Origin of the sequence: Longispora sp. NPDC051575 (assembly GCF_040681875.1) — a bacterium.
Classification (GTDB): Bacteria; Actinomycetota; Actinomycetes; order Mycobacteriales; family Micromonosporaceae; genus Longispora.
On sequence record NZ_JBFAZP010000003.1, the window covers coordinates 143,809 to 170,366 of the forward strand.

At 75.4% G+C, this 26,558-nt stretch carries 20 protein-coding genes; 5 read left to right on the forward strand and 15 right to left on the reverse strand.

The features are described from left to right. Positions 1 to 97 precede the first annotated feature (97 nt). A complete protein-coding gene (locus tag AB0M43_RS08135; protein ID WP_363722297.1) occupies positions 98 to 1,264 on the reverse strand; it encodes a hypothetical protein in 1,167 nt (388 codons plus the stop codon). Between the two features lie 14 nt (positions 1,265 to 1,278). On the opposite strand from AB0M43_RS08135, the gene AB0M43_RS08140 reads away from it, so the two are divergent. After that, positions 1,279 to 2,214: a GNAT family N-acetyltransferase gene (locus AB0M43_RS08140; protein WP_363722298.1), complete on the forward strand. Its 936-nt coding sequence runs from the start codon at positions 1,279 to 1,281 to the stop codon at positions 2,212 to 2,214. On the opposite strand, the gene AB0M43_RS08145 is transcribed toward AB0M43_RS08140, so the two are convergent. Genes AB0M43_RS08145 through AB0M43_RS08155 form a run of 3 tightly spaced genes read right to left on the reverse strand, consistent with a single transcriptional unit; the run spans position 2,190 to position 5,532 of the window. Further along, positions 2,190 to 3,449 carry a hypothetical protein gene (locus AB0M43_RS08145; RefSeq protein WP_363722300.1) on the reverse strand — a complete coding sequence of 420 codons (1,260 nt, stop codon included), beginning with the start codon at positions 3,447 to 3,449 and terminating at the stop codon, positions 2,190 to 2,192. The two genes, AB0M43_RS08140 and AB0M43_RS08145, sit on opposite strands and share 25 nt — an antisense overlap. Continuing rightward, entirely contained in the window at positions 3,446 to 4,639 is a 1,194-nt protein-coding gene (locus tag AB0M43_RS08150) for an ATP-grasp domain-containing protein (RefSeq protein ID WP_363722302.1), read from the reverse strand. The genes AB0M43_RS08145 and AB0M43_RS08150 overlap by 4 nt, the downstream gene beginning before the upstream one ends. Further along, positions 4,636 to 5,532, reverse strand: a complete 897-nt coding sequence (locus tag AB0M43_RS08155; RefSeq protein ID WP_363722304.1) for a glycosyltransferase family 2 protein — start codon at positions 5,530 to 5,532, stop codon at positions 4,636 to 4,638. Before AB0M43_RS08155 ends, AB0M43_RS08150 begins: the two co-directional genes overlap by 4 nt. 84 nt (positions 5,533 to 5,616) lie before the next feature. Between AB0M43_RS08155 and AB0M43_RS08160 the strand changes: the two genes are divergently transcribed. Both AB0M43_RS08160 and AB0M43_RS08165 read left to right on the forward strand, forming a co-directional pair. After that, the gene (locus AB0M43_RS08160; protein WP_363722306.1) at positions 5,617 to 7,404 is read left to right on the forward strand and encodes a carbamoyltransferase C-terminal domain-containing protein; all 1,788 of its coding nucleotides are present in this window, start codon (positions 5,617 to 5,619) and stop codon (positions 7,402 to 7,404) included. Continuing rightward, positions 7,401 to 8,048, forward strand: coding sequence for a hypothetical protein (locus AB0M43_RS08165; RefSeq protein WP_363722308.1), 648 nt, complete (start codon positions 7,401 to 7,403; stop codon positions 8,046 to 8,048). Before AB0M43_RS08160 ends, AB0M43_RS08165 begins: the two co-directional genes overlap by 4 nt. Here AB0M43_RS08165 and AB0M43_RS08170 read toward each other — a convergent pair. Then, positions 7,999 to 9,093: an FAD-dependent oxidoreductase gene (locus AB0M43_RS08170; protein WP_363722310.1), complete on the reverse strand. Its 1,095-nt coding sequence runs from the start codon at positions 9,091 to 9,093 to the stop codon at positions 7,999 to 8,001. The two genes, AB0M43_RS08165 and AB0M43_RS08170, sit on opposite strands and share 50 nt — an antisense overlap. Before the next feature lie 133 nt (positions 9,094 to 9,226). Between AB0M43_RS08170 and AB0M43_RS08175 the strand changes: the two genes are divergently transcribed. Next, positions 9,227 to 11,794: a tetratricopeptide repeat protein gene (locus AB0M43_RS08175; protein WP_363722312.1), complete on the forward strand. Its 2,568-nt coding sequence runs from the start codon at positions 9,227 to 9,229 to the stop codon at positions 11,792 to 11,794. 153 nt (positions 11,795 to 11,947) lie between these two features. Here the strand turns inward: AB0M43_RS08175 and AB0M43_RS08180 are convergent, their stop codons facing one another. Then, complete coding sequence (locus AB0M43_RS08180) at positions 11,948 to 13,144, reverse strand: geranylgeranyl reductase family protein (RefSeq protein ID WP_363722314.1); 1,197 nt, start codon at positions 13,142 to 13,144, stop codon at positions 11,948 to 11,950. Between the two features lie 213 nt (positions 13,145 to 13,357). Here AB0M43_RS08180 and AB0M43_RS08185 point away from each other — a divergent pair, with 213 nt between their 5' ends. Beyond that, a complete protein-coding gene (locus AB0M43_RS08185; RefSeq protein ID WP_363722316.1) occupies positions 13,358 to 13,543 on the forward strand; it encodes a hypothetical protein in 186 nt (61 codons plus the stop codon). A gap of 14 nt (positions 13,544 to 13,557) precedes the next feature. On the opposite strand, the gene AB0M43_RS08190 is transcribed toward AB0M43_RS08185, so the two are convergent. From AB0M43_RS08190 to AB0M43_RS08230, 9 genes are all read right to left on the reverse strand, one after another. Next, positions 13,558 to 14,178, reverse strand: coding sequence for a carbonic anhydrase (locus AB0M43_RS08190; protein ID WP_363722317.1), 621 nt, complete (start codon positions 14,176 to 14,178; stop codon positions 13,558 to 13,560). A gap of 306 nt (positions 14,179 to 14,484) precedes the next feature. Beyond that, a complete protein-coding gene (locus AB0M43_RS08195) occupies positions 14,485 to 15,051 on the reverse strand; it encodes a hypothetical protein (RefSeq protein ID WP_363722319.1) in 567 nt (188 codons plus the stop codon). An 85-nt stretch (positions 15,052 to 15,136) separates the two neighbouring features. Beyond that, positions 15,137 to 16,192, reverse strand: a complete 1,056-nt coding sequence (locus AB0M43_RS08200; protein WP_363722321.1) for an amidohydrolase family protein — start codon at positions 16,190 to 16,192, stop codon at positions 15,137 to 15,139. Next, complete coding sequence (locus AB0M43_RS08205) at positions 16,180 to 17,550, reverse strand: glutamine synthetase family protein (protein WP_363722323.1); 1,371 nt, start codon at positions 17,548 to 17,550, stop codon at positions 16,180 to 16,182. The genes AB0M43_RS08200 and AB0M43_RS08205 overlap by 13 nt, the downstream gene beginning before the upstream one ends. Positions 17,551 to 17,577: 27 nt before the next feature. Continuing rightward, positions 17,578 to 18,132 (reverse strand): hypothetical protein, encoded by a 555-nt coding sequence (locus AB0M43_RS08210; RefSeq protein WP_363722325.1) that lies wholly within the window; start codon positions 18,130 to 18,132, stop codon positions 17,578 to 17,580. Next, positions 18,119 to 19,720: a VWA domain-containing protein gene (locus tag AB0M43_RS08215; RefSeq protein WP_363722327.1), complete on the reverse strand. Its 1,602-nt coding sequence runs from the start codon at positions 19,718 to 19,720 to the stop codon at positions 18,119 to 18,121. Before AB0M43_RS08215 ends, AB0M43_RS08210 begins: the two co-directional genes overlap by 14 nt. Positions 19,721 to 19,729: 9 nt before the next feature. Next, positions 19,730 to 20,752, reverse strand: a complete 1,023-nt coding sequence (locus AB0M43_RS08220) for a hypothetical protein (protein ID WP_363722329.1) — start codon at positions 20,750 to 20,752, stop codon at positions 19,730 to 19,732. 189 nt (positions 20,753 to 20,941) lie between these two features. Further along, positions 20,942 to 21,883, reverse strand: coding sequence for a threonine/serine dehydratase (locus tag AB0M43_RS08225; RefSeq protein WP_363722330.1), 942 nt, complete (start codon positions 21,881 to 21,883; stop codon positions 20,942 to 20,944). A gap of 98 nt (positions 21,884 to 21,981) precedes the next feature. After that, positions 21,982 to 26,538, reverse strand: coding sequence for a HEAT repeat domain-containing protein (locus tag AB0M43_RS08230; RefSeq protein ID WP_363722332.1), 4,557 nt, complete (start codon positions 26,536 to 26,538; stop codon positions 21,982 to 21,984). Between the last annotated feature and the right edge of the window lie 20 nt (positions 26,539 to 26,558).

Sequence of the window (26,558 nt, forward strand, 5' to 3'; positions counted from 1 at the left end):
ACCGTAGCGCCAATAAATTAACTTCGTCAAGAATTGAAGTCGGCCATGTTTCGTCCTGGCCGATCCCGCACATTCGGGCGGCCCTGGAGTCGCGTCCTCAGACCGTTCCGGTCGGGGCCGGCCCGCCCCGGCGCAGCAGCAGCCACAACACCCCGCCCTGGACCACGTACCCGGCCGCCACGGCCACGATGCCGCCCACCGCGCCGGCCCCGGGGACCAGCAGCCAGCCCGCCACGGCCACCGTCGCGCACTGGGCCACCGCCGTGCCGGCCGAGCCGCGCCGCCACCGGGCGTCGAGGTTCTCCATCAGGTACACGCAGAACACGCAGCCGGCCGACAGCGCGATCTCCACCCCGATGGCCACCGGGTGCGGCCGGACCACCAGCACCCCGGTGGCCAGGGCGGCGGGCGGCAGCAGCCAGCGCAGCACCCGGCGGGCCAGGAGCACCCCCGCCTCCGGCCCGTGGGAGCGCAGCCAGGCCACGGTGCGCGGCTGCCAGATCCGCAGCAGGTAGCCCCACAGCACGCCGCAGGCCACCGGGCCGAGGACCAGCAGGTAGAAGAGGCTGACCTGCTCGGGGGTCGAGAGGGCGGCGAGTTCGGCGTACAGGACCGACACCGAGGCGATGGCCAGCGCCTCGCCGACCGTGAGTACCGCCGCCGCCCGGGCCGCCGGCCACGCGCCGGTCGCGAGCCGGGGGCCGGGCGGCCGGAGCCGGAGCGCCAGCACGACGTTGACCAGGGTGACCGCGCCCGCGAGGAACGCCAGCACCGCCGGGGCGCGCGCGCCGGTCGCGGCCACCAGCAGCACCCCGCAGCCGTAGCTCGCCGCGATGGCCGAGTACGCGACCGCGTCGGCGTGCGGGAGCCCCCGGAGCCGGAACAGCGCCACCTGCACGGCGCAGCAGCCGATCCCGGTGGCCAGGGTCGCGGCGGCGGCGTACCGGGCCGCCGACCCGCCCGGCTGCACGGCCGTGGCCCCCAGCCAGCCGAGCAGGCACACCGTGAGCGGCACCAGGGCCAGCCGGTGAAAGAACCGCTCCAGGCCCGGCCCGTCGCCCCGGGGGATCAGGGTCAGCGCCGCCTTCTCCACCCCGCTGGACGTCAGCGCGAACAGCCACGCGGAGATCCCGGTCGCGGCGGCGTACGGGGCGAACCCGTGCGCGCCCCACAGGGCCAGCAGGGACACCTCGGACACCTGCTGGGCGATCCGGTACGCGCCGCGCCCGGCGATCAGGGTGACGACGGTCCTCAGCCGCGCCACGGTACCGTCTGGCGATGCGCGTGGAACTCCACAAGGGACACGGGGTGGAGCCGCCGGGCTGGGCGGCGGCGGTGTCGGCCGCCGGACTGCACGCGGCCTGGGCGTGGCCGGTGCTGCGGGCCCGGGCCGGCCGGCGCGGCGTCCGGGCGCTGCTGCGCGCCGAGGACGGCTCGGTCGCGGGCCTGGCCGCCTGGCGCGGGGTGCCCGGCGCCACGGAGGTGCTGTGTCCGGCGTCCAGCGTCCTGCCCGGCGTCGCGGCGGACCCCGGCGTCTGGTCGGAGGCGCTCCGGGCGGTCGGCGGCGCGCTCGGCGGCGCGGTGCTGCTCCGCCAGCTCCAGGAAGCCCACCTGCCGGCGGTGCTGCGCGGCCCGGCCGTGGTCCGGCGGGGCCTGTCCGTCGCCGTGTTCGACAACCACTTCGACTCGTTCGACGGCTACCTGGCCGGCCTCGGCAAGGGGCGGCGGAACTCCCTGACCACGCAGTTGCGCCGGATCGACGCGGACCCGGGCCTGGTCTGCGGGTTCGGCCGGGACGCGCTGCCGGAGCCGGCCGAGGTCGTCGGGCTGGTCGCGGCGACCGCCCGCCGGCAGCGGACCGGCCTGCTGCCGGCCCCGTCCACCGGGCCCGCGCTGGCGGCGGCCCTGCTGGCCGACCCGACCACGCACTGGCTGACCTACCGCGACCGCGACGGCCGCCTGCTGGCCTGTGCGTACCTGCTCGACCATGCCGAGTGGCCGGTGCTGGGGTCCTGGGGCGCGCTGGCCCCGGAGGACGGCGGCCGCAAGCACCTGTGGTTCCACATGCTGACCGCGTGCGTCCGGTGGTGCGTGGCCGAGGGCCGGGCCGGGGTGGTGATGGGCAAGGGCAGCGAACAGACGAAGCGGACCCTGGGCTTCCGGCTCCGGCCGCAGTGGACGGTGCTGGCTCACGCGTCGGCCCTGGGCCGGTAGTCCGAGGTGAGGAACCGGCCCTTCCCGGCGGCGGTCAGTTCGACGCGGTCGGCCTCGACGAGCCGCATCCGGGTGCCGTCGAGGCTGCCGGCGACCTGGGCGTCGTACCCGCGCGCGACCGGCTCGAACTCCGCGCCCCGCTCCAGCACCAGGTGCACGGTGATCAGTCCGGTGGCGTCCTGGCGCACCATGCACTCGGCCAGCCCGGGGGTGTACGCGCCGGCCCGCAGGAACAGCGCCGCCCCGAGCCGGCGCCCCGAGATCAGGACGACGTGCTCGTCGGTGCGCCCGGTGGCCAGCCGCATCCGGGGCAACGGGCTGCCGCACCCGCACCGGCCGGGCACCAGCGCGCCCCGGTCGCCGACCCGGTACCGGACCAGGGGCATCGCGCGCTCCCGGTAGTGGGTGACGACGACGTCGCCCTCCTCGCCGGCCGGCACCGGACCGCCGTCGGGGCCGAGGACCTCCACCCACACCCGGTCGAGGTCGACGTGCGCGTGGCCGAGCGCGCAGTCGGAGGAGACGGTCAGCACCTCGTACGCGGAGTACTCGTCGAACACCGGCACCCCGAACGCGTCGGCCAGCTGGGTCCGGGCCTCGGGGGTGAGCAGTTCCGAGTCGGTCAGCACGACCCGCAGCCGACACCGGAGCCGGTCGAGTTCGTCCGGGGTGAGGGTGCGCAGCAGGGTGCGCAGGACCAGCGGGTACGCCATCAGGACCCGGGGGCGCGAGGCCAGCACCGCGCGGGCCACGTCCGCGTCGGGCAGGGTCGACCGGATCACGGTGCGCGGGAACACCCCGAGGCGCTGGAACCACCGGGTCGGCCGGTCGAACGGCTTGAGCTGGGTGATCGGCCACCAGGGGCGGTAGCCGGCGGTCAGGAAGCGGCGGACGATGGTCGCCCCGTGGTAGCCGTACGCGCGGCGGTCGTGCCGGACCTCGATGGCCAGGCCGGTGGTGCCGCTGGTCCGGTCGACCAGGTAGTCGGCCACCGGGCCGTGGAACCGTTCGACGCCGGCGGCCACGACCACCGGCTTGGCCAGGACCGGGAGGTCCTCCAGGGGCACGTCCGGGTAGTCGGCGTAGTAGGGGACGTGCTCCCGGCAGTACCCGAGGAAGGCCCTGATCTGTGCCCTGGCCCGGCGCTCGACGTCCTGCGGTGACCGGCGGCGGACCCGCAGCGCCGCGACGAGGGAGCCCAGCTCCCACAGCGACACCCCGCCGCCGCTGCTCACGCCGCGTCCCGGATGTCGAACCGCAGCAGCCGCTCCGCGGCGTCCAGCGTGCCCATCAGCTGGTCGCGGTCGGAGCTGGCCGCCAGCACGTAGCCCAGTTTCGCCCCCGCCCGGGTGTACGGCTCCACGTGCTCGCCCTCCGTCACCGCCACCACGATGTCCACCACGTCCGGCAGCGCCCGGGCCACGTCCAGCCCGGCGATCGAGGTCAGCTTGCCCTCCCGTTCGGCGCGCAGCACCCGGAACCCGGCGTGCCGGGCCGCCCCCGGGGTCAGGTCCACGGCCTCGCCGAGCGCCATCCGGATGTAGAGCTCCGTCACGTCCACGCCCTGCGCCAGCCCGAGGAGTTCCGCGACCCCGTTGCCGCCCAGCCGGGCGCCGACCTCGATCAGCACCACGTCGCCGTCGTCGGTGACCAGCACGTCCACGTTCAGCGAGCCCCACCGGTAGGCCAGCGCCGCGCACACGTCGTCGAGCATGGCCCGGACCCGGCCGGCGAGCCCGTGGCCGCGTTCGGGCATGGTGTGCTCGACGGTGACGAAGTGCGGTAGGGCGGTGAGCCGGCGGTCGCTGAGCCCGAGGAGCGCGACCCGGCCGTCGGCGACCACGGCCTCGGCGGTCAGGTGCCGGCCCGGCAGGTACTCCTCGGCGATCAGCGTGTCCGACATCGAGTACGCGGCGGCCCCGTCCAACGCGCCCTCGAACTGGCCGGCCGTGGAGCACAGGCTGATGCCCCGCCCGCCGCTGGAGTCGGTCGGCTTGAGGATCACCGGCAGCCGCAGGCCGGGCAGCGCGGCCCGGACCTCGGCGGGGGAGCCCTGGACGTAGCGCGGCCCCGGCTGGCCCAGCCCGTCGGCGACGGCGCGGAAGAAGCCCTTGTCCACCGAGGCCCGCACCGCCTCGGCAGACAGCCCGCACGGCAGGCCCAGGCGCTCGGCCAGGGCGAGCTGGGTGGGCAGGTTGACGTCGCTGGCCGGCGACAGCACCCCGGCCAGGTCGGGCCGGCCGGCGAGCACCCCGACGAGCCTGTCGACGTCGCGGGTGCTGACGTTGCAGAACTCGTCGGCCCAGGCCACGGCGGGCGCGTCGGACCGCACGTCCACGCAGACCGTGCGCACGTCGAGCCGGCGGGCGGTGCGCAGGGTGGTGATGGCTCCGTCGGCGCCACCCAGGACGACCAGGGTTCTCATGGGGTTTCCTCGGGGTACAGGAGGTCGGCGGGAGCCACGGTCAGGTTGGTCTCCCGGACCAGGAACAGTGGCGGGCGGGGACCGCCCCGGGACAGGTGCACGAGGTAGCGGGCGACGACGGCGAGGGCCGCCAGGCCCAGGGCGAGCCCGACCGCGGGGAAGCCGGCGAGCGCGACGGCCGCCCCGAGCAGGCAGCCGACGGCCGCGAAGGTGAGCAGCCGGTCGGAGTACGACACGAACAGCTCCACGGAGTGCTTCGCCAGGCCCCGGACGGACACCTTCGACTCCCCGCGCACCCGGGGCCGGTGCGCGGTCGGCACCGTCGTCCAGGCCCGGGTCAGCCGGGGCACGGTGGCCAGGAAGTACGGGGTGCCGAGCCGCAGCCGCACGATCCGCCGGGCCAGGTCCGTGCGCACCAGCCGGAAGCAGGTCGCGCCCCGGGGCAGCTGGATGCCGAGCACGCGGCGGGCGATCCGGTCGTGCACGAGGGAGGCGAGTTTGCGCAGGCCGGAGTCGCGCCGGTCGGGCCGGACCCCGAACACCGCGTCGTAGCCCTCGGCGGCCTTGGCGATCAGGAGCAGCCCTTCGGCCGGCGGGAACTGCAGGTCGGCGTCGAGGTGCAGGATCCACGGCTGGGCGGCGTAGAGGTACCCGGCCGAGAACGCCGCCTCCAGGCCGAAGTTCCGGCTGAACGACAGGTACCCGACTCGGGGGTCGCCGGCCGCCAGCGCGCGGATCCGGTCCAGGGTGCCGTCGGTGCTGCCGTCGTCCACGAACAGCACCTGGAGCGGCCGACAGTCGCCGAGTTCGGCGACGATCTCCGCGTAGCAGGGCCCCACGTTGTCCTCCTCGTTGTGGCAGGGCACCACGACGGAGAGGGGGAACGGCGTCATCGGGCGAAACTAGCGTCCACTGTGGGCAAAAGGAAGGGATCGACGCCCTTGATTCGTCGGGTCCCCCGGTGGATGATCGCAGCCATGTACGTACTCGGCCTCAGTCAGCACCACGACTCCGCGGCGGCCCTGCTGCGCGACGGCGAGATCGTCGCCTTCATCGAGGAGGAGCGGCTGAGCCGGCTCAAGCACGACGGGGCCTTCCCCCGGCTGGCCGCGCGCTGGTGCCTGGACGAGGCCGGCATCACCCTGGGCGACGTCGACCACGTGGCGTACTTCTGGCAGGGCTACCGCGAGATCGGGCACGCGCTGACCCACTTCGTCCGGCACCTGCCCGACACCCTCGCGGTGTTCCGCAACGACGGCGGCGACTTCACCCCGAAGGCCACCGGGCTCGTCGACACGCTGCGCGACCAGGGCGTCCAGCGGCACCCCGACGACTACCACGTGGGCGGCGCGCTGCTGCTGCACCTGAAGCGGTCGGTCCGGTTCGGGGCGATCGTCCGCGAGCAGCTCGGCTGGACCCGGCCCACGAAGTTCAAGGTGCACCTGGTCGACCACCACCACGCGCACGCGGCCAGCGCGTACTTCCTGTCCCCGTTCGACCGGGCGGCCATCATCACCTGGGACGGGATCGGCAGCGACGGCACCTCCACCTACTTCGGGCTCGGCGAGGGCGACACGATCGTCGACCTCAAGCGGATCCGGTTCCCGCACTCCCTGGGCGCGCTGTACGCGGCCGTCACCGGCTTCCTCGGCTTCCACCCCAGCCGCGACGAGGGCAAGGTGATGGGCCTGGCCGCGTACGGCACCCCGCGCTACGTGGACGCGTTCGCGCCCCTGGTCGGGCTCACCGACGGCGGCGCGTACGAGCTGGACCTGTCCTACTTCCGGCACCACGCCACCGCCAAGCACCAGGTGTCGAAGAAGTTCCTCGAGCTGTTCGGCCCGCCCCGGCCCCGGGTGCGCGGCGAGATCGACCAGCACTACGCCGACGTCGCCTACGCCCTCCAGGACTCCCTGGAGCGCGTCGGCCTGCACGCGGCTAACTGGCTGGCGAAGGCCACCGGCGAGACCCGGCTGTGTACGGCCGGCGGCGTCGCCCTCAACAGCGTCATGAACGGCCGGATCCTGCTGGAGACCCCGTTCGAGGAGTTCTACGCCCAGCCGGCCGCCGCCGACGACGGGTCCGCCCTGGGCGCGGCGGTCATGGTCAGCACGACGAAACTGGGCCGGCCGTGGAAGAAGGGCGGCGAGTACATCTTCCTGGGCGCCTCCTTCGGCGAGGACGTCATGCTCGCCGCGCTGGAGGCCGCCGGGCTCGCGCACACCCGCCCCGACGACCTGCTCGACACCACCGCGCGGGCGATCGCCGACGGCCGGATCGTCGGCTGGTACCAGGGCCGGGGCGAGTGCGGGCCGCGCGCCCTGGGCAACCGGTCGATCCTGGCCGACCCGCGCCGCGCCGACAGCAAGGAACGGCTCAACGAGAAGGTCAAGCACCGCGAGTCGTTCCGGCCGTTCGCGCCGTCGTGCCTGGCGGAGCGGGCGGGGGACTACTTCGCCAGCGGGTACCCGTCGCCGGTGATGCTCCTGGTCTTCGACGTGCTGGAACACCAGCGGGACAAGGTGCCCTCGATCACGCACGCCGACGGGACGGCCCGGGTGCAGACGGTGTCGAAGGCCGACAACCCGCTGTACCACGCGCTGATCTCCCGGTTCGACGAGCTCACCGGGGTGCCGATGCTGGTGAACACGTCCTTCAACGACAACGAGGAGCCGATCGTGTGCTCGCCGGAGGAGGCGGTGCGCTGCTTCCTGAAGACCGACATGGACGCCCTCGCCCTGGGGCCGTTCTGGGTGGAGAAGTGACGCGGCTGCTGCGCGGCTGGTGGTGGATCCTGCCCGCGTTCGGCGCCGCCGTCCTGGCCGCCGTGATCATGGTGGTCCTCCCGGCGGACCGGTCCATCGACAGCGTCTGGGAAGTGCTGTTCAAGACCAGTCCACTGGTACTGGCGGTGCTGGCCGTCGCCGGTTTCCCGCAGCGCAAGGGTCTCGGGCTCGGCCTGGTGTTCGCCCTGTTCGTGGTCTACATGGGCGCGGTGGACACGTTCTACATCACCCGGATCGACGACTACGCCGCCGCGTCGGGCGCCGAGTCGGCCTTCCCGCCGCTGTACCAGGCGCAGCTGTTCGTCGGCTCGTTCACGGTCCTGGCGGTGCTGTTCGCCTACCGGCTCGGCGGCGCGGGCACCCTGCGTGTCGCGCGGGCCGGGCTCGCCGCCGTCCTGGTGATGATCTCCGGGCTCAACGACCTGACCTTCTGGGCCACCTACCACTGGCCCGCCGGCCGGCCCACCCACCTGAAGTGGGCCTCGCACATCACCGTGTTCTACGGGCACCAGCCGTCCGTGGTCGAGGCCGTGGTCTTCCTGGCCGTGCACCTCGCCCTCGCCGCCGCCGTGCTCACCGTCCCGCTCCGGCGACTCTCCGGGCCACGTTCAGACCCTGCCTGATCGCCTGGTCCATGTCGATGTACGTGTACGTGGCCAGCCGGCCGGCCGCGAACCGGGGCGGTCCCGGCAGCGCGTCGAGATCCTTCTCGTACTCCGCCTGCAGCCGGCGGTTGTCCCCGGCCACGTCGTCCACCGGGTAGTGCCGCGCGGGCGCGCCCGGGTACTCGTAGCTCACCACGGTGCCCGGCCCCGACTGGCCGCTCATCCACTTCGTCTCGATCGCCCGGGTGTGCGCCACCTCCGGCCCCGGCGTGTTCAGCACCCCGCACGGCAGCTCGTGCTCGACCCCCGGCAGGTAGTGGCTGACCAGGGACACCCCGCGCCACGGCAACCGGCCCCGGGACTCGGCGAAGAACTCGTCCAGCGCGCAGGTCAGCACCACGGCCTCGGCGTCGCGGCACAACCCGTCCCAGTCGGCGACCGACACCCGGCGACCCATCGTGACCGGTACGTCCCGCAGCAGCGCGTCGACCAGATCGGTGTACCCGCCCGCCGGCCAGCCCTGGTACGGGTCCCGGAACAGGTCGGTGAACCCGTCGTCGCGCAGCTCGATCCGCTTCGGGGCCCAGGCGGCGGCCAGCCGCGCCGGCTCGGTGCCCCACTGCTTGCGGGTGTACCCGGCGATGAACTCCCGGTACAGGGTCGCGCCCATCAGGTCGACGCACCAGGTCTCGAAGTTGTCCGGGGCGGGGGTCGGCGGGCGGTCGCGCAGCTCGCGCTCGATCGCCGGCCACTCGGCCAGCTTCCGCAGCTCGCCCAGCTGGGGCGGCCAGCTCAGCTCCGTACCGAACACCCGGGTGCGGACCCGGTGCCGGTACGGCAGCATCCGGACCAGGCCCGACACGAGCCGCCACACCTCGGCGTCGCGGGTGTGGAAGATGTGCGCGCCGGTCGGCTCGTAGTACACGCCGCCGGCCCGGGCGGTGCGCAGCTGGCCGCCCCAGGTGGGATCCGCCTCCAGCACCTCGACGGCGCGGCCCGCCCCCGCCAGCGCGTACGCGACCGTGGCGCCCGCCAACCCGCCGCCCACCACCCTGATCACCATCCGAGCATCCTAAAGGGACAGTGGGGTCGGGCGGGGCGGTCCGGACGTGCCCTTTTCCGCCGGGACCGGGCGTCGAACCGGGCCGGATAGACTCGACCGAGATCATGACCAGACCTACCGGAACGGACCCACGGTGACCGAAACCGGACCCCCGGGCCCGCCCCCGGCCGGAACGCTCGACGCGCTCGCCGCCGGACTCCTCGCCCTGCGCGCGTGGGCCGGCAACCCCTCCTACGCCGAACTGGTCCGCCGGATCGGCCGGCTGCGGGCCGGGCGCGGCCTGCCGCCGGGGGAGCGCTCCCCAGGCCGGGTCACCGTGTACGACTGCTTCCGCCCCGGCCGGCGCCGGATCGACGTGGAACTCGTCGTCGACATCGTCCGGGCGCTGACCGACGACGAACAGGCCGCCGGCCGGTGGCGGGACGCCTGCCGGGACACCCTGAGCCCCCCGCCGTCGACCCCCGGACACGCCCGGACCGGCCTGCCCGCCGACCCGCCCGCCTTCACCGGCCGCGTCGCCGACCTCGACCGGGTCCTCGCCGCCCTCGCCGACGGGCACTGCCTGGTCGCGGGCATGCCCGGCGTCGGCAAGTCCCACCTCGCCGTCCGGGCCGCGCACGCCGTCCTGCGCGCCGCGCCCGACACCCGCCCCCTGTTCGTGGGGCTGCGCGGCTACGACCCCGAGGCGCCGCCCGCCGCCCCGGAGTCCGTGCTCGCCGAGGTCCTGCTGCTCCTCGGCGCACCCGCCGACCAGGTCCGCCGGCTGACCCCGGAGGACCGCGCCGCCCTCTACCAGCGCCTGCTCGCCGACCGGGAGACCCTCCTCGTCCTCGACGACGCGGCCGGCACCGACCAGGTCCGGCCGCTGCTGCCCACCGGCCCCGGCTGCCGGGTGCTCGTCACCAGCCGCCGACACCTCGCCGACCTCGACGCCACCCACGTGCCCCTCGACGTGTTCACCGCCGCCGAGGCGCTCGACCTGCTCGCCGGGGCCACCGGGACCGACCGGCTCGCCGCCGAACCCGACGCGGCCCGCCGGATCGCCGAACTGTGCGGCCACCTGCCCCTCGACCTCGCCGTCACCGGCGCCGACCTGGCCCGGCAGGCGCACTGGACCCTCGCCGACCACGTCATCCGGATCGCCGCCCTGCCCCGGGACGAGGCGGTCCGCCCGGCGCTCGCCGCCTCCTACGCGACCCTGCCCGACGGCCAGCGTGAACTGTTCCGGCTGCTCGCCCTGCACCCCGGACCCGACGTCACCCCCGACGCGGCGGCGGCCCTGGCCGGGGTGGACCCCGACGAGGGCGGCGCGCTGCTCCGCCGGCTGCACGCCGAGAACCTGGTGCAGGAGGGCGCCCCCGGCCGGTACCGGATGCACGACCTGGTCCGCGCGCACGCCCGGCGGCTCGCGCACGTCGAGGAGCCGCACAGCCGCCAGCACGCCGCCGTGACCCGGCTCCTCGACCACCTGACGCACGCCGCCGGTACGGCCGACGCGCTGGCCTTCCCGCAGGGCAGGACCCCCGGGACGCCCGCCCTGCCCGGGGTGACGGACCAGGCCGGCGCGGTCCGGTGGTTCACCGACGAACGGGCCGTGCTGGTCGCCGCCGCCCGGCACGCCGCCGAGCACGGCTGGTCCGACCACGCCTGCCGGCTCGCCGCCCACCTGGAACGGCACCTGGAGGTATCCGGCCACTACCCCGACGCCGAGGTCCTGCACACCGCCGCCCGCCGCCTCGGCGACCCGGGCCAGCGGATCCGCGCCGCCGTCGCGCTCGGCCGCACCTGCGAACTCACCGGCCGCTACGACGAGGCCATCGGCCACCAGACCGACGCGCTGGGCATGGCCCGGGCGGCCGGCGACCGCACCCAGGAGGCCTACGCCCACGGCAACCTCGGCAACCTGAGCGCGCAGCTCGGCAGGTTCCCGGCCGCGATCGACCACTACGAACGGGTCCTGGAGGTCACCCGGTCCACCGGCGACCGGATCACCGAGTCCCGGGTGTCCGGCAACCTGGCCAACGTGTACAGCTCGGTGGGCCGCTACCGGGAGGCCGTCGCGACCCTGCGGCACAACCTCGCCGAGTTCGCGTCGCTCGGCGACCAGGTGTCCGTCGGCATCTGGCACTTCAACCTGGGCATGGTCCTCGAACGCCTCGGCCACTACGACGAGGCCCTCGACCACCACACCCGGGGCCTCGAACTCGCCCGGGAGAACGGCTACCGGCGCGGCGAGGGCGGCAGCACCAACTGCCTCGGCATCGTGTACGCGAGCCTCGGCCGGACCACCCTCGCCGTCGAACACCACCTGCGGGCCCTCGACATCGCCCGCGAGGTCGGCGCGCGGGACAACGAGTGCAGCGCGTGGACGTGCCTCGGCTTCGCGTACGGCCTGCTGGGGCGGCACGAGGAGGCACTGGAGAGCCACCGGGCCGCCCTCGCGATCGCCCTGGACACCGGGGCGCGGCGGCTGGAGGTGGTGGCCCGCAACGGGCTCGGCGAGGCGTGCCACGCGCTGGGGGACGAGGCCGGGGCCGTCGCGGAGCACCGGCGGGTGCTGGCGGTGGACATGGGGGACCCGTACGAGCAGGCCCGGGCGCACCGGGGGCTCGGGGCGGCCCTGCCGGGGGCGGAGGGGGCGGCGCACCGGGAACGGGCGCGCGAGGCCTACACCCGGCTCGGGGTACCGGTCCCGGAGTAGCCCGGCCGGGCCCGTCGGCGGCCACTGAGCCGGGCCCGCGAGTCGTCGGAAGCGGCGGCACTGGGCCTTGCCCGCAGGCTGCAGAGACGGCGGCCTTCGGTCCACGCCCGCAGGTCGCGGAGGCGGCGGCCCCCGAACCGGGCCTTCCGGACGTCAGAGGTGGCGGACGATGTGCCGCAGGGTGTGCAGGTTCAGGCGGCCGTCGGCCAGCCCGATCGCGAGCAGGGTGTCGAAGACCCCCTGGTCGTCGCGGGCGGCGCGCACGGCCGCGTCCACGAGCCGGGGCCAGCGGCCGAGCCGGGCCGTGACGGCGGTGTGCCGCAGGTGGCCGTGCAGCCGCCGGGCGAGGGCGCGGCGGTAGAGGTCGGCGGCGCCCGCGCCACCGGTGCCCGTCGCGGAACCGGTGGCGCGGTCCGATCCCCGCCCGGTGCCGGAGGGGGCGCAGTCGGCCGGTGGGCCCGCCACGGACGCGGCGGCGGCGGCCCCGGCCAGCGCGCCGGACACCACCGCGTAGAAGATGCCCTCGCCGGTGAACGGATTGACCAGCGACAACGCGTCGCCGACCAGCAGGATCCGGCCCCGTCCGGGCGGCGGCCGGCGGGTCGACAGCGGCAGGTGGTGGCCGCGCCAGCCGGTGGCCGCGTCGAGATCCAGATCCGGCATCAGGGTACGCAGCCGCTCCAGCAGGTACTCCCGGCTCAGCGGGCCGCCGCGCAGCAGTTCCCCGTAGCCGACGTTCGCGCGGCCGTCCCCGATCGGGAAGGACCACGCGTAGGCGGGCCACCGGCCGGGGATGGTGACGATCCGCTGCTCGGGCGGGCCGGGCGGCGCGGGCGCGTACCCCCGCAGGGCCAGGGCCAGGTGGCCGGGCGGGTTGCCGGCGTGCCCGAGCGCCTGCCGCACGACCGAACCGGCGCCGTCGGCCCCGATCACGACCCGGGCGGCGAGCGTGCCGTCCAGGACGATCCGGTCGGGGAGCCGTTCCACGCTGCGGACCCGGTGCCGGCGGAACCGGACCCCGGCCCCGAGGGCGGCGGTCACCAGGCGGTGGTCGAACACGACCCGGGGAATCGTGTGGGTGCCGGCGTGCAACGGGCGCGCGACGACCTCGCCGCCGGGGGACACGAGCCGCAGGGCGGGCACCGGCGGGTACCCGTCCGCGACGCCCCGCACCCCCAACGCGGCCAGCACGTCGAGGACCTCCGGGGCGATGCCGTCGCCGCAGGGCTTGTCGCGGGGGAAGTCCGACCGGTCCAGCAGGACGACGTCCGCCCCGCCGCGCCGGGCCGCGAGTGCCGCCGCCGACCCGGCCGGTCCCGCCCCGACCACCGCCACATCGAAGCACTCCACCCGCCCGAGCCTACGCGGCCGCGACCCCCACCGGGGCCGACGAAGCGCGGCAGTGCACCCGCCGGAAGGGACCGGTCACGGCGGACCCCGGTGCCGATCGCGGGGTGACCGGCGCGCCGGTACCCGGAGGAGGGGGCTGGGTTTTGCTCGTCAACGGCTGACACATAATGTGCGAAAGGTGCAATCTATCTATGGGGCGGCGGGGAGGTCACCATGGCCATGGACTTCGACATCGAGGATTCGACACCCGGAGCGGTGCTGGACGGCGGCCGGATCCGGGTGCCCGTCCTGGATCCGGATCCGGACGAAATGGACGACGCGGACGAGTTCACCGACCGGCGGTGGCTGACCGACGACGGCACCGAGGACACCGACGACGGGAGCCGCCCGGGCCAGTGACCGGAGCGGGGAGCTCACACCCCGTGCCCGGCCACCCGCCGCACGGTCCCCTCGGCCAGCCGGTAGGACAGCCCGACCACGCCCACCTTGCCCTGGGCCAGTCGGTCCGCGATGATCGTGGACCGCTGGGTGAGCATCTCCACCGTGTACCGGACGTGCTCCTCGACCGCCGCCTCGGAGTCCGCCAGGGCCTCCTCGCGGACGGTCAGCACGCTGAGCATCACCCGCTCGATGACGTCGCGCATGAAGCCGCCGGGGGTCTGGCCGTCGCGGAGCGCGTCGAGGGTGGCGGCGATCGCCCCGCAGGAGTCGTGTCCGAGGACGGCGATGAGCGGGGCGTCGAGGATCGCGGTCCCGTACTCGATGCTGCCGAGCACCTCGGGGCCCACGACGTGCCCGGCGGTCCGGACGACGAACAGGTCGCCGAGCCCGCGGTCGAAGATGATCTCGGCGGCGAGCCGGGAGTCGGCGCAGCCGAACAGGACGGCGAAGGGGCGCTGGCCCGGGGCCAGGGCGGTACGGTGCTCGGCGTCCTGGTTGGGGTGCCGCAGATCCCCGTCCACGAACCGCCGGTTGCCCTCCAGGAGCAGCCGCAGCGCCTCGGCCGGGGTCTCGGGCCTGTCGTTGTCCACCATCGGTCACTCCTCGTGCCGGCCGATGTCGTCCCCCGCAGCGTAGTGTCCCGGCCGCCCGGCCGGGGCCGGATCCCAGGGAGCTGTTCGCCACAGTGGCCACCCCTGGGCGAGGGCCCGGGGTGGCCACGGTTGTGCCGGCGGTACGGACGTGTTCACCGCCCGGCGGGGCGGCTACTTCCTTGAACTCCGTTCCGCCGCCATCGTGCCAAGCCCGCTCCGGGCGGGATCGGACGGATTGTGCGTCATTGGCCGTCGGACCGGCCCGCGGCGGGTGGCTCCCGTCGCGGGCCGGTCCATGAAGGACGGTCAGCTCCACCTGATGGAGCGGGCGTTGTCGTTCATGTTGGTGCCGTTGATGACGGGCATGGTCGCCGACGAGCCCAGGTACCCGGTGTGCACGCCGCCGAAGTTGGTCAGGTAGTAGTGGTCGGCGATGCAGTTGTTGTACGTCCGGAACGAGGACACCTTGTCGTTCCAGCCGATCACGTCGAGGTCGACGATCTGCTTGTCGACGTCGTTCGTGGGCCCGGTGCAGGCGGCGTAGCGGAACACCGAGAAGGTGTTGCCGCCGAAGTTCGTCGCGTCGTACTCGATCCCGATCAGCACGTTCGCCGCTCGGGTCGCCGGGTGCTCCACCTCCGCCTGGAACCCCGGGTCGGTCGCGGCGGCCGTGGCGTCGGGCGCGCTGGTGATCGCCCCGTCGGTGCCGAACGCGATCGCCTGCCGGAACGTGCCGAAGCACTGGTGCCGCGGTCCGTCCTGGGTGAGCTGCACGGCGCAGTGCCGGCCGGTACCGGATTCGGCGTGCGCCGCGACCGGTACGACGGCCAGCGCGGCGAGCGCCGCGCCGATCGCGATGAGGATTCTTCGCATCTCTGCCTCCTGAATCTCGACAGTGGTTCAGGGCAAAGTATTGAATTACTGACATCTCAAAATTGGGGATTCCGCCAAATTGGGACTATTCATTCATGTCGGCGGGCGGCGGGTCGGATTGCCCGAGCCCGTACAGACAGCGGGCGTTGTCCGCGCCGACCCGGGTGCCGATCGCGGCCGCGTCGGCGGGGGACAGCGCCCCGTCGGCCAGCCAGCCGTCCACCAGGATCCGCCAGGAGTGCCGGAACTGGGCCGCCCCGACCACGTAGAGCTCCGCGAGCCCGAAGGCGTCCGTGGAGAACAGCAGCCGGTCGAACGGGGCCAGCTCGCAGAACTCGCCCAGCACCGCCGTGGCCCGGGTACCGAGCTGGCCGACCGTGAGGCCCACGTCCGCGTACACGTTGCCGAACACCTGGGCCAGCCAGCCGGCCTGCCGGTGGAACGGGTAGCAGTGCAGCAGGACCACCGGCACGCACGAGGGCTCGACCGCCGCCAACCACGGCTGGAGCAGGGCCGGATCGGCGCGCGCCAGCGGCACGTCGTCGTCCCCGAACCCGGTGTGCAGCTGGATCGGCAGCCCCAGGTCCACGGCCAGCCACAGCAGGTGCCGGACCAGCACCGGATCGGTCAGCCGGCCCGCGTGCCCGGCGAGGGCCCGCCGCACGTCACCCGCCGTGGGCCGCCGGGGATCGAGATCGAGCCCGCACCGGTACGCGGCGATGGACTTCACCGCCACCGCGTCCCTGGTCGCGGCGTACAGGGCCTCGGACCAGTCCCCGGTCGCCCGCTCCGCCACGTGCTCCAGCCGGACCACCTCGCGGACCGGGGCCAGCCGGCCGAACTCCGCGAGCGGCAGCAGCCCCGGGGTGTCCAGGCCGGTGTCCACGAGCAGGGTGTCGAGCCGGGCGGCGGCGAGCATCCGGCGGTTCACCTCGGCGGCGCCCAGTTCCCGGCGCCGGGCGGCGTAGACGGCCAGCGGGGCGTGCGGTTCCAGGTCCAGGACCGGGGCGCACCACCGGCGCAGGGCCAGGCCGAGCTGGCCGTCGAGGGTGCTGTGCGCCGCCTCGGTGGCCCACCGGCCCAGGTCCACGTCGTCGTCGGCGAGCACGGAATGGCAGTGCTGGTCGATCAGTACGTCCACCGGACCGCCTCCGTGATCTCCGCGCGGGTCCGGCCGTCGAACAGGGCGGCCTCGGCGCGGTGCACGGCGACGAACGCCGCGTACAGCTCGGGGCCCAGCGCCGCCGGGAGCACGTCGTCGGCGGCGAGCGCGTCGAGGGCGGCGGCCACGGAGTCGGGCAGCCGGGGCGGTGGCGTGGCCAGGGTCGCCGGGTCGACGGTCACCTCGGGCGGCAACGTCCCCCAGCCCGCGTCCCCGGCCGCCGCCGCACCGGCCCCCGCCTCGCCCCCGAGCGCCGCCGCGATCACCGCCCCCACCACCAGGTACGGATTCGCCGCCCCGTCCACACACTTCAGCTCCGCGTTCGCGGCCGCCTCCCGCGCGCCCACCGGCCCGGTCACGAACCGCAGCACCGCCTCCCGGTTCTCCCGGCCCCAGCACTGGTACGCCCCGGCCCACCGCTGCGGCACCAGCCGGAGCTGACTGGCCACCCCCGGCGCGCCGATCGCGACCAGCGCCGGCACCCGGGCCAGGACCGACGCCAGGAGCCCCTCCCCGCGCGCGGTCGTCCCGTGCGGCCCCGGGCCCCCGGCGAACAGGTTGCGCCCGTCGGCGTGCGCGGAGAAGTGCAGGTGCGCCCCGTTGCCGACCTGGTCGGGCACCACGACGGGCGCGAACGACGCCCCGAACCCGTGCCGCGCCGACACCGCGCGGACCGTCTGCCGGACGAGCACCGTCAGGTCGGCGGCCGCCACCGGATCCGTCGCGCCGACGGACAGCTCGAACTGGCCGGGGGAGTACTCGGGGTGCAGCTGCTCCACCGGTACCCCCTGGAGGTCGAGGGTTGCGAGCAGGTCGGCGAGGTAGTCGGAGACCGCGATCAGCCGGTTCATCCCGTAGGCCGAGCCCGCGCACGCCGGGGTGCCGTCGGGCGCGCCGACGAACCACTCCACCTCGAAGGCCATGCTGAACGTCAGCCCGCGCTCGGCGGCCCGCGCGACCATCCGCCGGGCGAAGCCGCGCTGGCAGGACGCCGCGGGGGTCCCCTCCTGGGTCCACTTGTCGGCCGGGGCCCAGGCCCAGCCGGGCTGCGCGCCGAGCGGGGTGAGCTGGTCGAGGTCGGGGTGCAGCCGCAGGTCCCCGACGGGGCCGCCGATGTGCGCGCTCGTCGTGGTGGCGTCGTCGACCAGGAACACGTCGAACACGGGCGACGCCCCCACCCCCCAGGCGGCGGCGTGCGCCAGCCGGGCCGTGGGGACGCCCTTGACCCGGGTCACGCCGGCATTGTCCACCCAGGTCAGCGCCACGGCCCGGATGTCGCGGGCCGCCAGTTCCGCCGCGCACCGCACACCCCGGAGTCGTTCCTCTTCTCTGTCCACGGTGCCATTATTCAGGACAAAGTATGATCAGGGGCCCTCGGTGGCGCGCCGCATCGACTCCTGGTAGACCGAGTCGGCGACCCCCTCGACCTTCGACGCCACGGCCTCCAGTTCGTCGATCAGCGTCATCTCGCCGGGCCGGACCCCGGGCAGCGCGGCGTGCCAGCGCGGCTGGTTCAGGTACCCGCCCACGGCCAGCGGCAGGTCCACCTGGATCACGGTGTGCGCGGTGAACCAGTTCTCCGGGTTCGCCGCGAGGTCCACGGGCGTCCCCAGCAGCGCGTCGAGCAGGGCGACCGTGCGGCGGAAGTGTTCCAGGGCGCTGAGCGGCAACCGCTGTTCGTGTTCCTCGACGGTGGCGGCGAGCCGGGCGAGGCTGGTGCGCAGCTCCTCGGCCGGCTCCGGGGCCAGGGCCACCCGGCGGTCCGGGGGCGTGGCCAGCACCCCGGCGAGGTAGGAGCCGGCGACGACCAGGGGCCAGTACCGGCCGGCGACCGCCAGCGCGTGCAGGCCGAGCGCGACCAGCCCGAGCGCGGAGCCGACCAGGTTGCGGGTGGACTGCAGGTACCTACTGATACCCACGGATCTCCTTGAACACCGCCGACAGGGTGCCCGTCCGGCCGTCGAAGGTCCGCCCGCCGGTCAGCGCGGCCAGGGCCTTCATCTCCTCCACGGCGCTCTCCCCGAACAACACCGGGAACACGGGTACGGCCTTCGTGGCGGCGGGCAGCTTCTGGTACTGATCCGTGAAGCTCTTCAGGTTCGCCCCCGCCGTGACCTCCCCGTCGGTGAGCAGCACGATCGTGGTGACCCGCCCGGGATCGGCCTCCTGCTGGGCCCGCGCGATCCGGTACGCCTCGCGCATCGCGTCGTAGATCGCGGTGGAACCGTTGGCCTGGAACCCGTTCACGGCCCCCTTGATCTGGTCGAGGACCGGGCCGGGCGCGTCGGGCGGCACCGTGAACGTGCTCGGCGCCCTGGGCGCGCTGGAGAACGGCAGCAGGGTCACCTGTTCGCGCTGGTGGAAGCCCGAGAACCGGCCGGACAGGCTGGTGTCGGCGCCGGTGAGGCCCAGGAGCGCGGTCTTCAGCCCGGCGAGCCGGTTGTCCTCGTTCATGGAGCCCGACAGGTCCAGCACGTAGATCGTGTTCGACGGCCGGCGGGCCACGTTGTTGTACGCGTCGATCAGCGCGTTCGCCGTGTCCAGCTTGACCGGGAACGGCAGCTCGAACAGCGTGCCGCCGCCGAACCGCTCGGCCAGCGCCACCCCGGGCGCGACGGGCCGCCGCGAGGTGCGCTCCATCAGGGTCTTCTGGGTCTCCGGCCGGCGCAGGTAGTCGACGACGGCCTGGTAGCGGTCCTTCACCTCGGCGTCGGCCCCGGACAGCAGGGTCAGCGGGTAGTCGGCGGTGACGACCCCGTCCGCCGGGTACACCAGCGTCAGGGGTTCGGGCAGTTTGCCGCCCGCGTTGAGGGACAGCAGCACCGACTCGTAGTTGACGAGGCCGTCGACGCCGCCCTTCTGGGTGAACGTGTCGGCCAGCCAGCCCGAGGAGCCCGACGTCAGGGCCTGCGCGTCGAAGAACTGGCGCAGCTTCGGCGTGACCGGCCCGACCTGCTCGGCGGTCAGCGCGGTGCCCTTGCCGGACAGCGCGGTGGCGAGCGCGACGAGGGCGGAGAACCCGGAGTTCGACGCGGCCGGGTTGGTCATGCCGTAGCTGAACCGCTTCGCGGCGGCCGCGTCGGCGATCTCCTGCCAGCTGGGCCGCTTGGCGTCCCAGCCCAGGGACTTCGCCACCGACTGCTTGAGCCCCAGCACGACGGGGGAGGACATCACCTTCGTCTGGGTGCCGATCCGGCCCGACGCCCCCGACTGCAGCTCCAGGTACCGGTTGGAGGAGAACCACACCGCCTGGTGGTCCTTGCCGGCCGTCCCGGACGTGACCTGTTCGACCCCGTCGAGGGTGCCGGTGTAGTCGAGGGTGACCCTGACCCCGGTGGCCTTGGTCAGGTCCTCCAGGATCGGTTCCAGGTCGGCCAGTTCGCTGCCGGCCAACACGCGCAGGGTGCCGGCGGCGGCCTTGTGCGTGTCGTCCCTGACGGTGGGCTCGTCGGCGGTGCAGCCGGCGAGCAGCGCCACGGCGGAGAGCAGGGCGAGGGTGCGTCGCATGGTCGGTCCTCAGTGTTGCAGGGCGTCGAGGAGTGCTTCGAGCACGTCGTAGGACGGCGGCGGCACCGTCTGGGTGAGCGCGGGCAGCGCGGCACCGGTGTCGGGGGTGCGGAACCCGTGCCGGGCGGCCAGTTTCCGCAGCTCCGGGTCGTTGACGAGCAGGTTGCCGACCTTGTCGCCGCCGTCGGTGCGGGGCACGACCGTGTGCTGGGACAGGATCGTCGGTGACGGGTACATCAGCGCCATCTCGGGCTTCACCTTCGCCCCCACGTACTGCGCCTCGTAGATCCACACCATCGGCGAGTAGCCCATGCCCTGGGAGAGGTAGCTCTCGAACGGGTAGCCGCTCGACGTCTCCAGGTAGCCCTGGTCGCGGAACAGCGGGCCGACCCGGTCGAGCACCGCCTTCGCCTGGGCCTCGTCGCCGAGCACCCGGTCGTTGTTGGCGAGGTAGCCGGCGACCGCCGCGTACATGGCGGCCGAGTTCGACGCGCGGGGCGCCGTGGTCGTGACGAGCACGTGCCGGGACGGCAGCGCGACGGCGGCGCTGTTCGGGATGTCCCCCCAGCGCAGCCCGTCGCGGGCCGCCGCCAGGTACGCCTTCATGTCCAGGGTCCAGTGCCCCGCCGGGTCCTTCGCGGCGAGTTTGCGGCTGGCGAGCAGCTCGGCGACCGGCGCGAACGTGGCCACGGCCATCGGGGACGAGAACGGCGTGTAGTGCCGGCCGGTGCCCAGCTGGCGTTCGATCCGCTCGGCGGTGGGGGCGCTGGACGGGAACGCGAAGTCGTACGTCTTCGGGTCCCGGGCCGCCATCTCCCGCGAGCCCAGCGGGTCGACCTTCACGGTCAGGCCGTGCTTCGCGAACGCCACCACCACGTCGGGGTCGGCGAAGAACGGCAGCTTCTCCGAGCCGATCACCCCGTGCACGGTCGTCGCGCCGGGCGCCTCGTCGCTGTCGCGGCCCAGCAGCACCGCGGTGACCACCCCGCCGATCAGCACGACCGCCAGCAGCACGCTCAGCGCACGCCGCACGCCGCACCCAGCCCCGTAGATGTCATGACGACAGGATGGGGCTCCATAGTGGCCGGACCGTGAACTCGGGGTGAACCGGCCACGGCACGTGCCCGGACCCGCCCCTCAAACCAAGATCAAACGCACCATTCGCGGGGTACCGGGGCCGCGCGGCCGGGCCAGGTGCGACGTGTCCGTGCGCCGGACGGCTCAGCCCAGGTCGGACGGGTCCGTGTTCGCCCCGCACAGCAGCACCGCGACCCGCTCGCCGTCCGCCGGCACGTACCCGCCCGTGGCCACGGCCGCCAGCGCCGCCGCCGTACCGTGCTCGACCACCACCCGGCACCGGTCCCACAGCAGCCGGCGCGCGTCGACGATCGCCTGGTCGGACACGAGGAGGCTGGCCACCTTCGTCCGGGTGGCCACGTCGAAGGCGATGTCGCCGATCCGGCGCGCGCCCAGGGAGTCCACGGCGATGCCGCCCACCGGGACGTCGACCGGACGGCCGGCGGCGAGCGCGTCGTGCAGGGTCGGGATGCCCTCGGGCTCCACGGCCACCACCCGGGCGCGGCCCTCCAGCGCGGCGGCCACCCCGGCGAGCAGCCCGCCGCCGCCGACCGCGACCAGGACGGTGTCCAGTTCGCCGCCGAGCTGGTCGAGGAGTTCCAGGCCCAGGGTGCCCTGACCGGCGCAGATCTCCGGCTGGTCGTACGCGTGGCAGAACAGCGCGCCGGTGTCCGCCGCGTACCGGACGGCCGCCTCGTAGGCCTCCGCGTACTCCGCGCCGACCTGGCGTACCGTCGCGCCCAGCTTGTGCAGCTTGGCGACCTTGACCTGGGGGGCGGTGGTGGGCACGTACACGACGGCGGGCACGGCCACGGCCGACGCCGCGTACGCCACGGCCAGCCCCGCGTTGCCCCCGGAGGCCGCGACGACGCCGGCGGCCGGCAGGGTGCCCGACCCGGCGGCCGCCAGGATCCGGTTGAACGCGCCCCGGGCCTTGAACGAGCCCGTGTGCTGGAGGAACTCCAACTTCAGCCACAGCTCGGGGGCCGGCCCGAAGGCGCCCGCCCCGACCCGCGCGACGGGCGTGGTCCGGACCCGGCCGTCGATCCGGGCGGCGGCGGCCTCGATGTCGGTACGGCTGATCATGCTGTGGTCCTCCCGTGATCGTCTGCCCCGTACGCTACGCCCCGGCACCGACCCCGCCGAGCGGACCGCGCCCGGGGTGACGCGGCCCATCCCGGGGTTCACCCCAGCCGGTCCAGCACCGCCGTGTACACCGCCCGCCGGTCCGGGCGCGCCCGCCCCGCCGCGTGCCGGAGCGCGGGCACCGCCGCCGGTCCGATCAGCTCCAGGGCGGCGGCCGACGCGCGCCGCACCGTCGGATGTGGATGGGACAGGAGCTCCACCAGCGCAGGGACCGCCGGCCGGTGTCCGGCGTGCCCGAGGGCCGCGACCGCCGAGCGCACGATCGCCGGCTGCGGGTCGCGCAACAACAGCTCGGTGTGCCCGAGGTAGGTGTCGCGGTCCAGCAGCCGCCGGGACAACCGGTGCGCGTGCAGCCGGATCCGGGGCTCGCCGTGCCCGAGCAACCGGGCCAGCAGCTCCGGCAGTCCCGCGCCGCCCCGGCCGTCCCCGTGCGCCTCGCCGAGCAGGGTGAGCGCGCGGCGGACCTCCTCGGGGTCGCCGGCCCGGGCCCGGTCGAGCAGTTCCACCCAGGTGGGTTCCCGCCGGGTGGCCGGGTGCGGGGGTTCGCGCAGCGCCGCGAGGGCCGCCCCGTCGCGCGCCCGGTCCGCCGGGGACCGCAGCGGCCCCTCCACCAGCTCGAACGTGTCGGACAGCCCCGCCAGTCGGCGCCGCAGCGCGGCCCGCTCCGGCGTGTACGGCACCCGCAGGCCGGCGACCGCCGCCACCAGTCCGGTCTCGCCGGCCGAGATCCGGGCGCCGACCAGATCGAAGAGCGCCTCGTCGGGTACCTGTCGGAGGTCGGTCCTGGATATCCGCCCCTGTTCCCACCAGGCGAGCAGCAGCGGGGCGTGCGCCGCCCGACCCGGACCGTCGAGGCAGCGGAGGGTGTCGACCATCCGGTCCGGCCGGGCGGCGCGCAGCTCTGCCCCGGGCACGGCGCGCAGCGTCCCGGCGACGGCCCGGCCGATCGGCAGGTCGACCCGCCCGGCCAGGTACTCCCGGAGCACCACCAGCCGGTCCGCCGGATCCGGCCAGCCCGTCAGCTCCTCGGCGGCCGCCCGCCGCGCGCCGGGATCCGCCCCGGTCAGAGCCGCCCGCAGCTGCTCCCGCCGCGCCCCGGACCGGCGCGCGACCGGCGGCGCGGCCACGGCCTGTCCGCCGTCCGGTCGGTGCCGGGCCTCCCCCCGGTGGTCGCTCTCCGCCCAGGGCCCGCCGGCACGATGTGCGCCGGTCGACCCCGACCCGCAGGACGGCCCGGCCCGCTCGCCCAGGGTCCAGGGGGCCGCGCCGAGCGGCTGGAGGTCCAGCATCCAGTCGAGCAACGGTTCCCGCACGGCCCGGTCCGCGGTCGGATACATCCTGATCAGCGCATCGAGCCGGTCCCGCGAACCGGCCCGCTCGGCGCCGGACGCCCGCCGTGCCCCGGGGCGGTCGGCCACGGTGGCGCTCGGCGTCGCGCCGGATCGGCCGCCGGGCCGCGGAGTGCCGTCGGTGGCCGGGAGACCCGCTCCGCAGCGGTGCCGGAACGCGCGGAGCGTCTCCGGGGTCGCGGCGGCCGCCGTCAGGGCGGAGTTCCCGTCGGGGACGCGACCCGGGGCGGGCGGCTGGTCGAAGGCGTCACGCAGGGTGCGTTCGACAGCGCGCCACGGATCGGGGCCGAGGAGTGCGTCGGCGAGGGCGCGGTCCAGGTCGGTCCTGGTGAGCACCGCGCCCGACGCCCGCAGCAGCGGCAACGTTCCCCGCGTGCCGCCGGCGGTCGGAGGTAGCTCCCGGATCGCGCGGCGGAGTTCCGTCGCCTCGTCGGGGCGCAGCCGGGGCGCGAGGTCCTCGAGTACCGCGAGCAGCAGGTCCCGGTCGGGTCCGTCGATCGTGCCGAGGTGCGCGCGCAGCGTGGGGAACACCCGCAGGAACTCCGCCGACTCCGCCGCCGACCACGGCCCGGGCGCGACCCGCAGCGCGACCCGGGCCACCTCGGAGCCTCCGGGTGACGGGTTTCCGCTCGCCTCGGATCCACCCCGGTCGCCCGCTCCGTCCGGCCGGACCCTCACCGCCGACCGGCGCTCGGCGAACCGGAGCCAGTCGGGGAGCAGGGGCCGGAGCACGGCGAGCTCCTCCGTCGTCAGTCCGGCGGCCAGGACCCGGTCGCCGGTCGCGTCCTGCCAGCCGTCCCGGACCAGTTCCGCCATGGCGGACACTCCCGCCGGGGGCTGTTGCGACCCGTCGCCGAGCACCTCGCCGAGCAGGTCCCGGGACCGGTCGTCGGCGGCGTGGTCGCGGGCGGCGCGGACCGTCGCCGCGAACGCGGGGCCCAGGATCGCCCGCAGCGCGGCCACCAGCGCGGCCCGCAGCCCCGGGTTGTCGTGCCGCCCCACCCAGAACAGCAGCCGGGGTACGACCTCCGGCGTGCCCGCCACCGCGAGGGTCGCCGCCGCCGTCTTCTTCACGGCCATGGCCGGATGGTCGAGGCACGCCGCGACGGCGGTGGCCGCCCAGGTGGCCCGGGCGGTGCCGAGCGCGAGGAGCGCCTGACGGACGGTGCCCGGATCGCGGTCCGTGGTCAGGGGCACCAGGCTCGCCGACAGGGTCCGCGCGTCCGCCGCGAGCAGCCCGATCGCCCGTTGCCGGACGCGCCGGTCCCGGTCCCGGAGCAGCGGGTACACCCGGCGCCGGGTGTCGGGGTGCCGGGCGCCGGCCAGGACCTCCAGGAGGGTGGCGCGTTCCGCCGGGGCCAGGTCGGGCCGGTCGAGCAGGTCCAGGCACAGCCCGGCGAGGAACGCGTCGCCGGCCGCCCGGGCGTCCGGAGCGCCGAGCAGGCCCGCCGGCCGGATCCGGCCCCGGTCGTGCAGCCGCCCGCCGAGCGCCCGCAGCGCGTCGGTCACCTCGACCGGCAGCACGGGCTCCCGACCTGCTGAAAGCTGCCCCGAAGCGACGCCGGCCGCGTCGGCTCCGGTGTCGGGCCGGGCGGGATCCGTGCCCGCCCGGCTCCCGGTCCGGGTCGCGGAGCCGGGGATCCGGCGCGGGTGCAGGTAGTCGTGGTCGCGGGGGACCGGGACCGGTCCCGCGGACACGACCCGGCGGAGCAGATCGGTCAGCGCGGGCACGGCGCGCGCCCCGCCCACCCGGGCGAGGGCGACCAGCGCCTGATCGGGCCGGTCCGGGGCGAAGTCGGCGGCCAGCAGCGCCAGCTCGCTCTCCTCCGGGGCTCCCAGGTCGCGCGCGATGCCCCGGGGCAGGTCACGCGGGTCGAGCCGGCGGACCAGCCCGGCGCGGTCGGCGGGGGTGTCGGTGAGGTGCCAGAGCAGTTCGAGGGCGCGGTACCGGACCGGGCGGAGGTGCGGGGCGACCACCGGCCCGAGCAGTCCGTCCCGCAGCGCCTCGACCGTCCGGGCGCCGGCGACCGGGGCGAGGGCCTCCAGGGCCGGGCCGGCTGCGCGGGGCAGCGCGTCGAGGAGGGCGCGCTCGGCGGGCGCGTGCCGCAGTACCCGGAGAGCGTCCAGGAACGGCGTCGGGTCGGCGACCCCGGGCAGCACGGCCGCGATCGCGTCGCCGACCGCCGGGTTTCCCGCGCCCTGGTCGGCGAGCGCCACCAGCAGGTCGAGGCGGCGCGGCCAGCTCGGATCGTCGGGGGCCGCGGCGACGAGCGCGGCGAGGGCGTCGTGCCGGCACGTGTACAGCACGGTGGCGATCTCGGTGGCGGCCGTCCCGTGGTCGGCCAGCGCCAGGTCCAGGGTGGCGGTGGGGTCGGCGGGGAAGTGTCCGCGCTGGTGGGCGGCGCGGAGGGCGGCCAGTGCCGGGCCGCCGAACAGCAGCGGGTCGGTGCCGGCCACCGCGAGCAGCGCGTCGAGGTCGGACCGGTCCACGAGCCCGCCGAGCGCCTCGACGGCCCGGCACCGGGCGTCCTCGGGGGCCGTCCCGTCGGTCGCCACCGCCCACAGCAGGTCGGCGTGGCCGTGCCGGGCCGCGACCTCCAGGGCCTCCGGGCGGTCCAGCAGGGGGCGGAGCGCGGCGGCGGGCAGGCCGACCAGCACCGCCCACGGCTCGGCCCACTCCCGCAGGACGGCGGCCAGCACCCGCGAGTCGGGTCCTTCGTGCGCCGGGGTCAGCCGGTGCGGTGGCACGGTCTCCGTGCGAGGCACAACCCGCGCCGGGGCCTGCCCGTGCCGCTCGTCGCTCCGGCCCGGGGCAGCGGCACACTGGTCCAGAAGGCGGGCGAGCAGCGCGCCGGCCCGGTCCGGGGCGAGCGATCCGGCGTGCAGGGCCTCCCGCGCCAGCCGGACGGCCTCACCCCGCAGGACCAGATCCCGACGGGTACCCGTCAGCTCGGTCAGGAACGCCTCCGGCGTCGGCAGGTCGCCTCCGGTGAGCCCGTGCACCGCCTGGTAGAGCAGCTCGCCGGCCGGTTCGGCGCGCAGGGCGTCCGGCCGGTGCGCGATCTCGGCCCGCAGCCAGGCCACCCGGACCGGGACGGGCAGGTCCCCGGCCCGCCAGTCCGGCCAGTCCTCCGCGCCGCGCCGGAGGTGGTGCCCGGCGAGTTCCAGCGCGGCCTCGGGGGAGCCGGGCAGCCCGGTCGGCGACGCGTCCTCGGTGCTCCGGGCTGCCCCCGGCACGGTGCTCACGGGTGCAGCCTAGGTCCCCC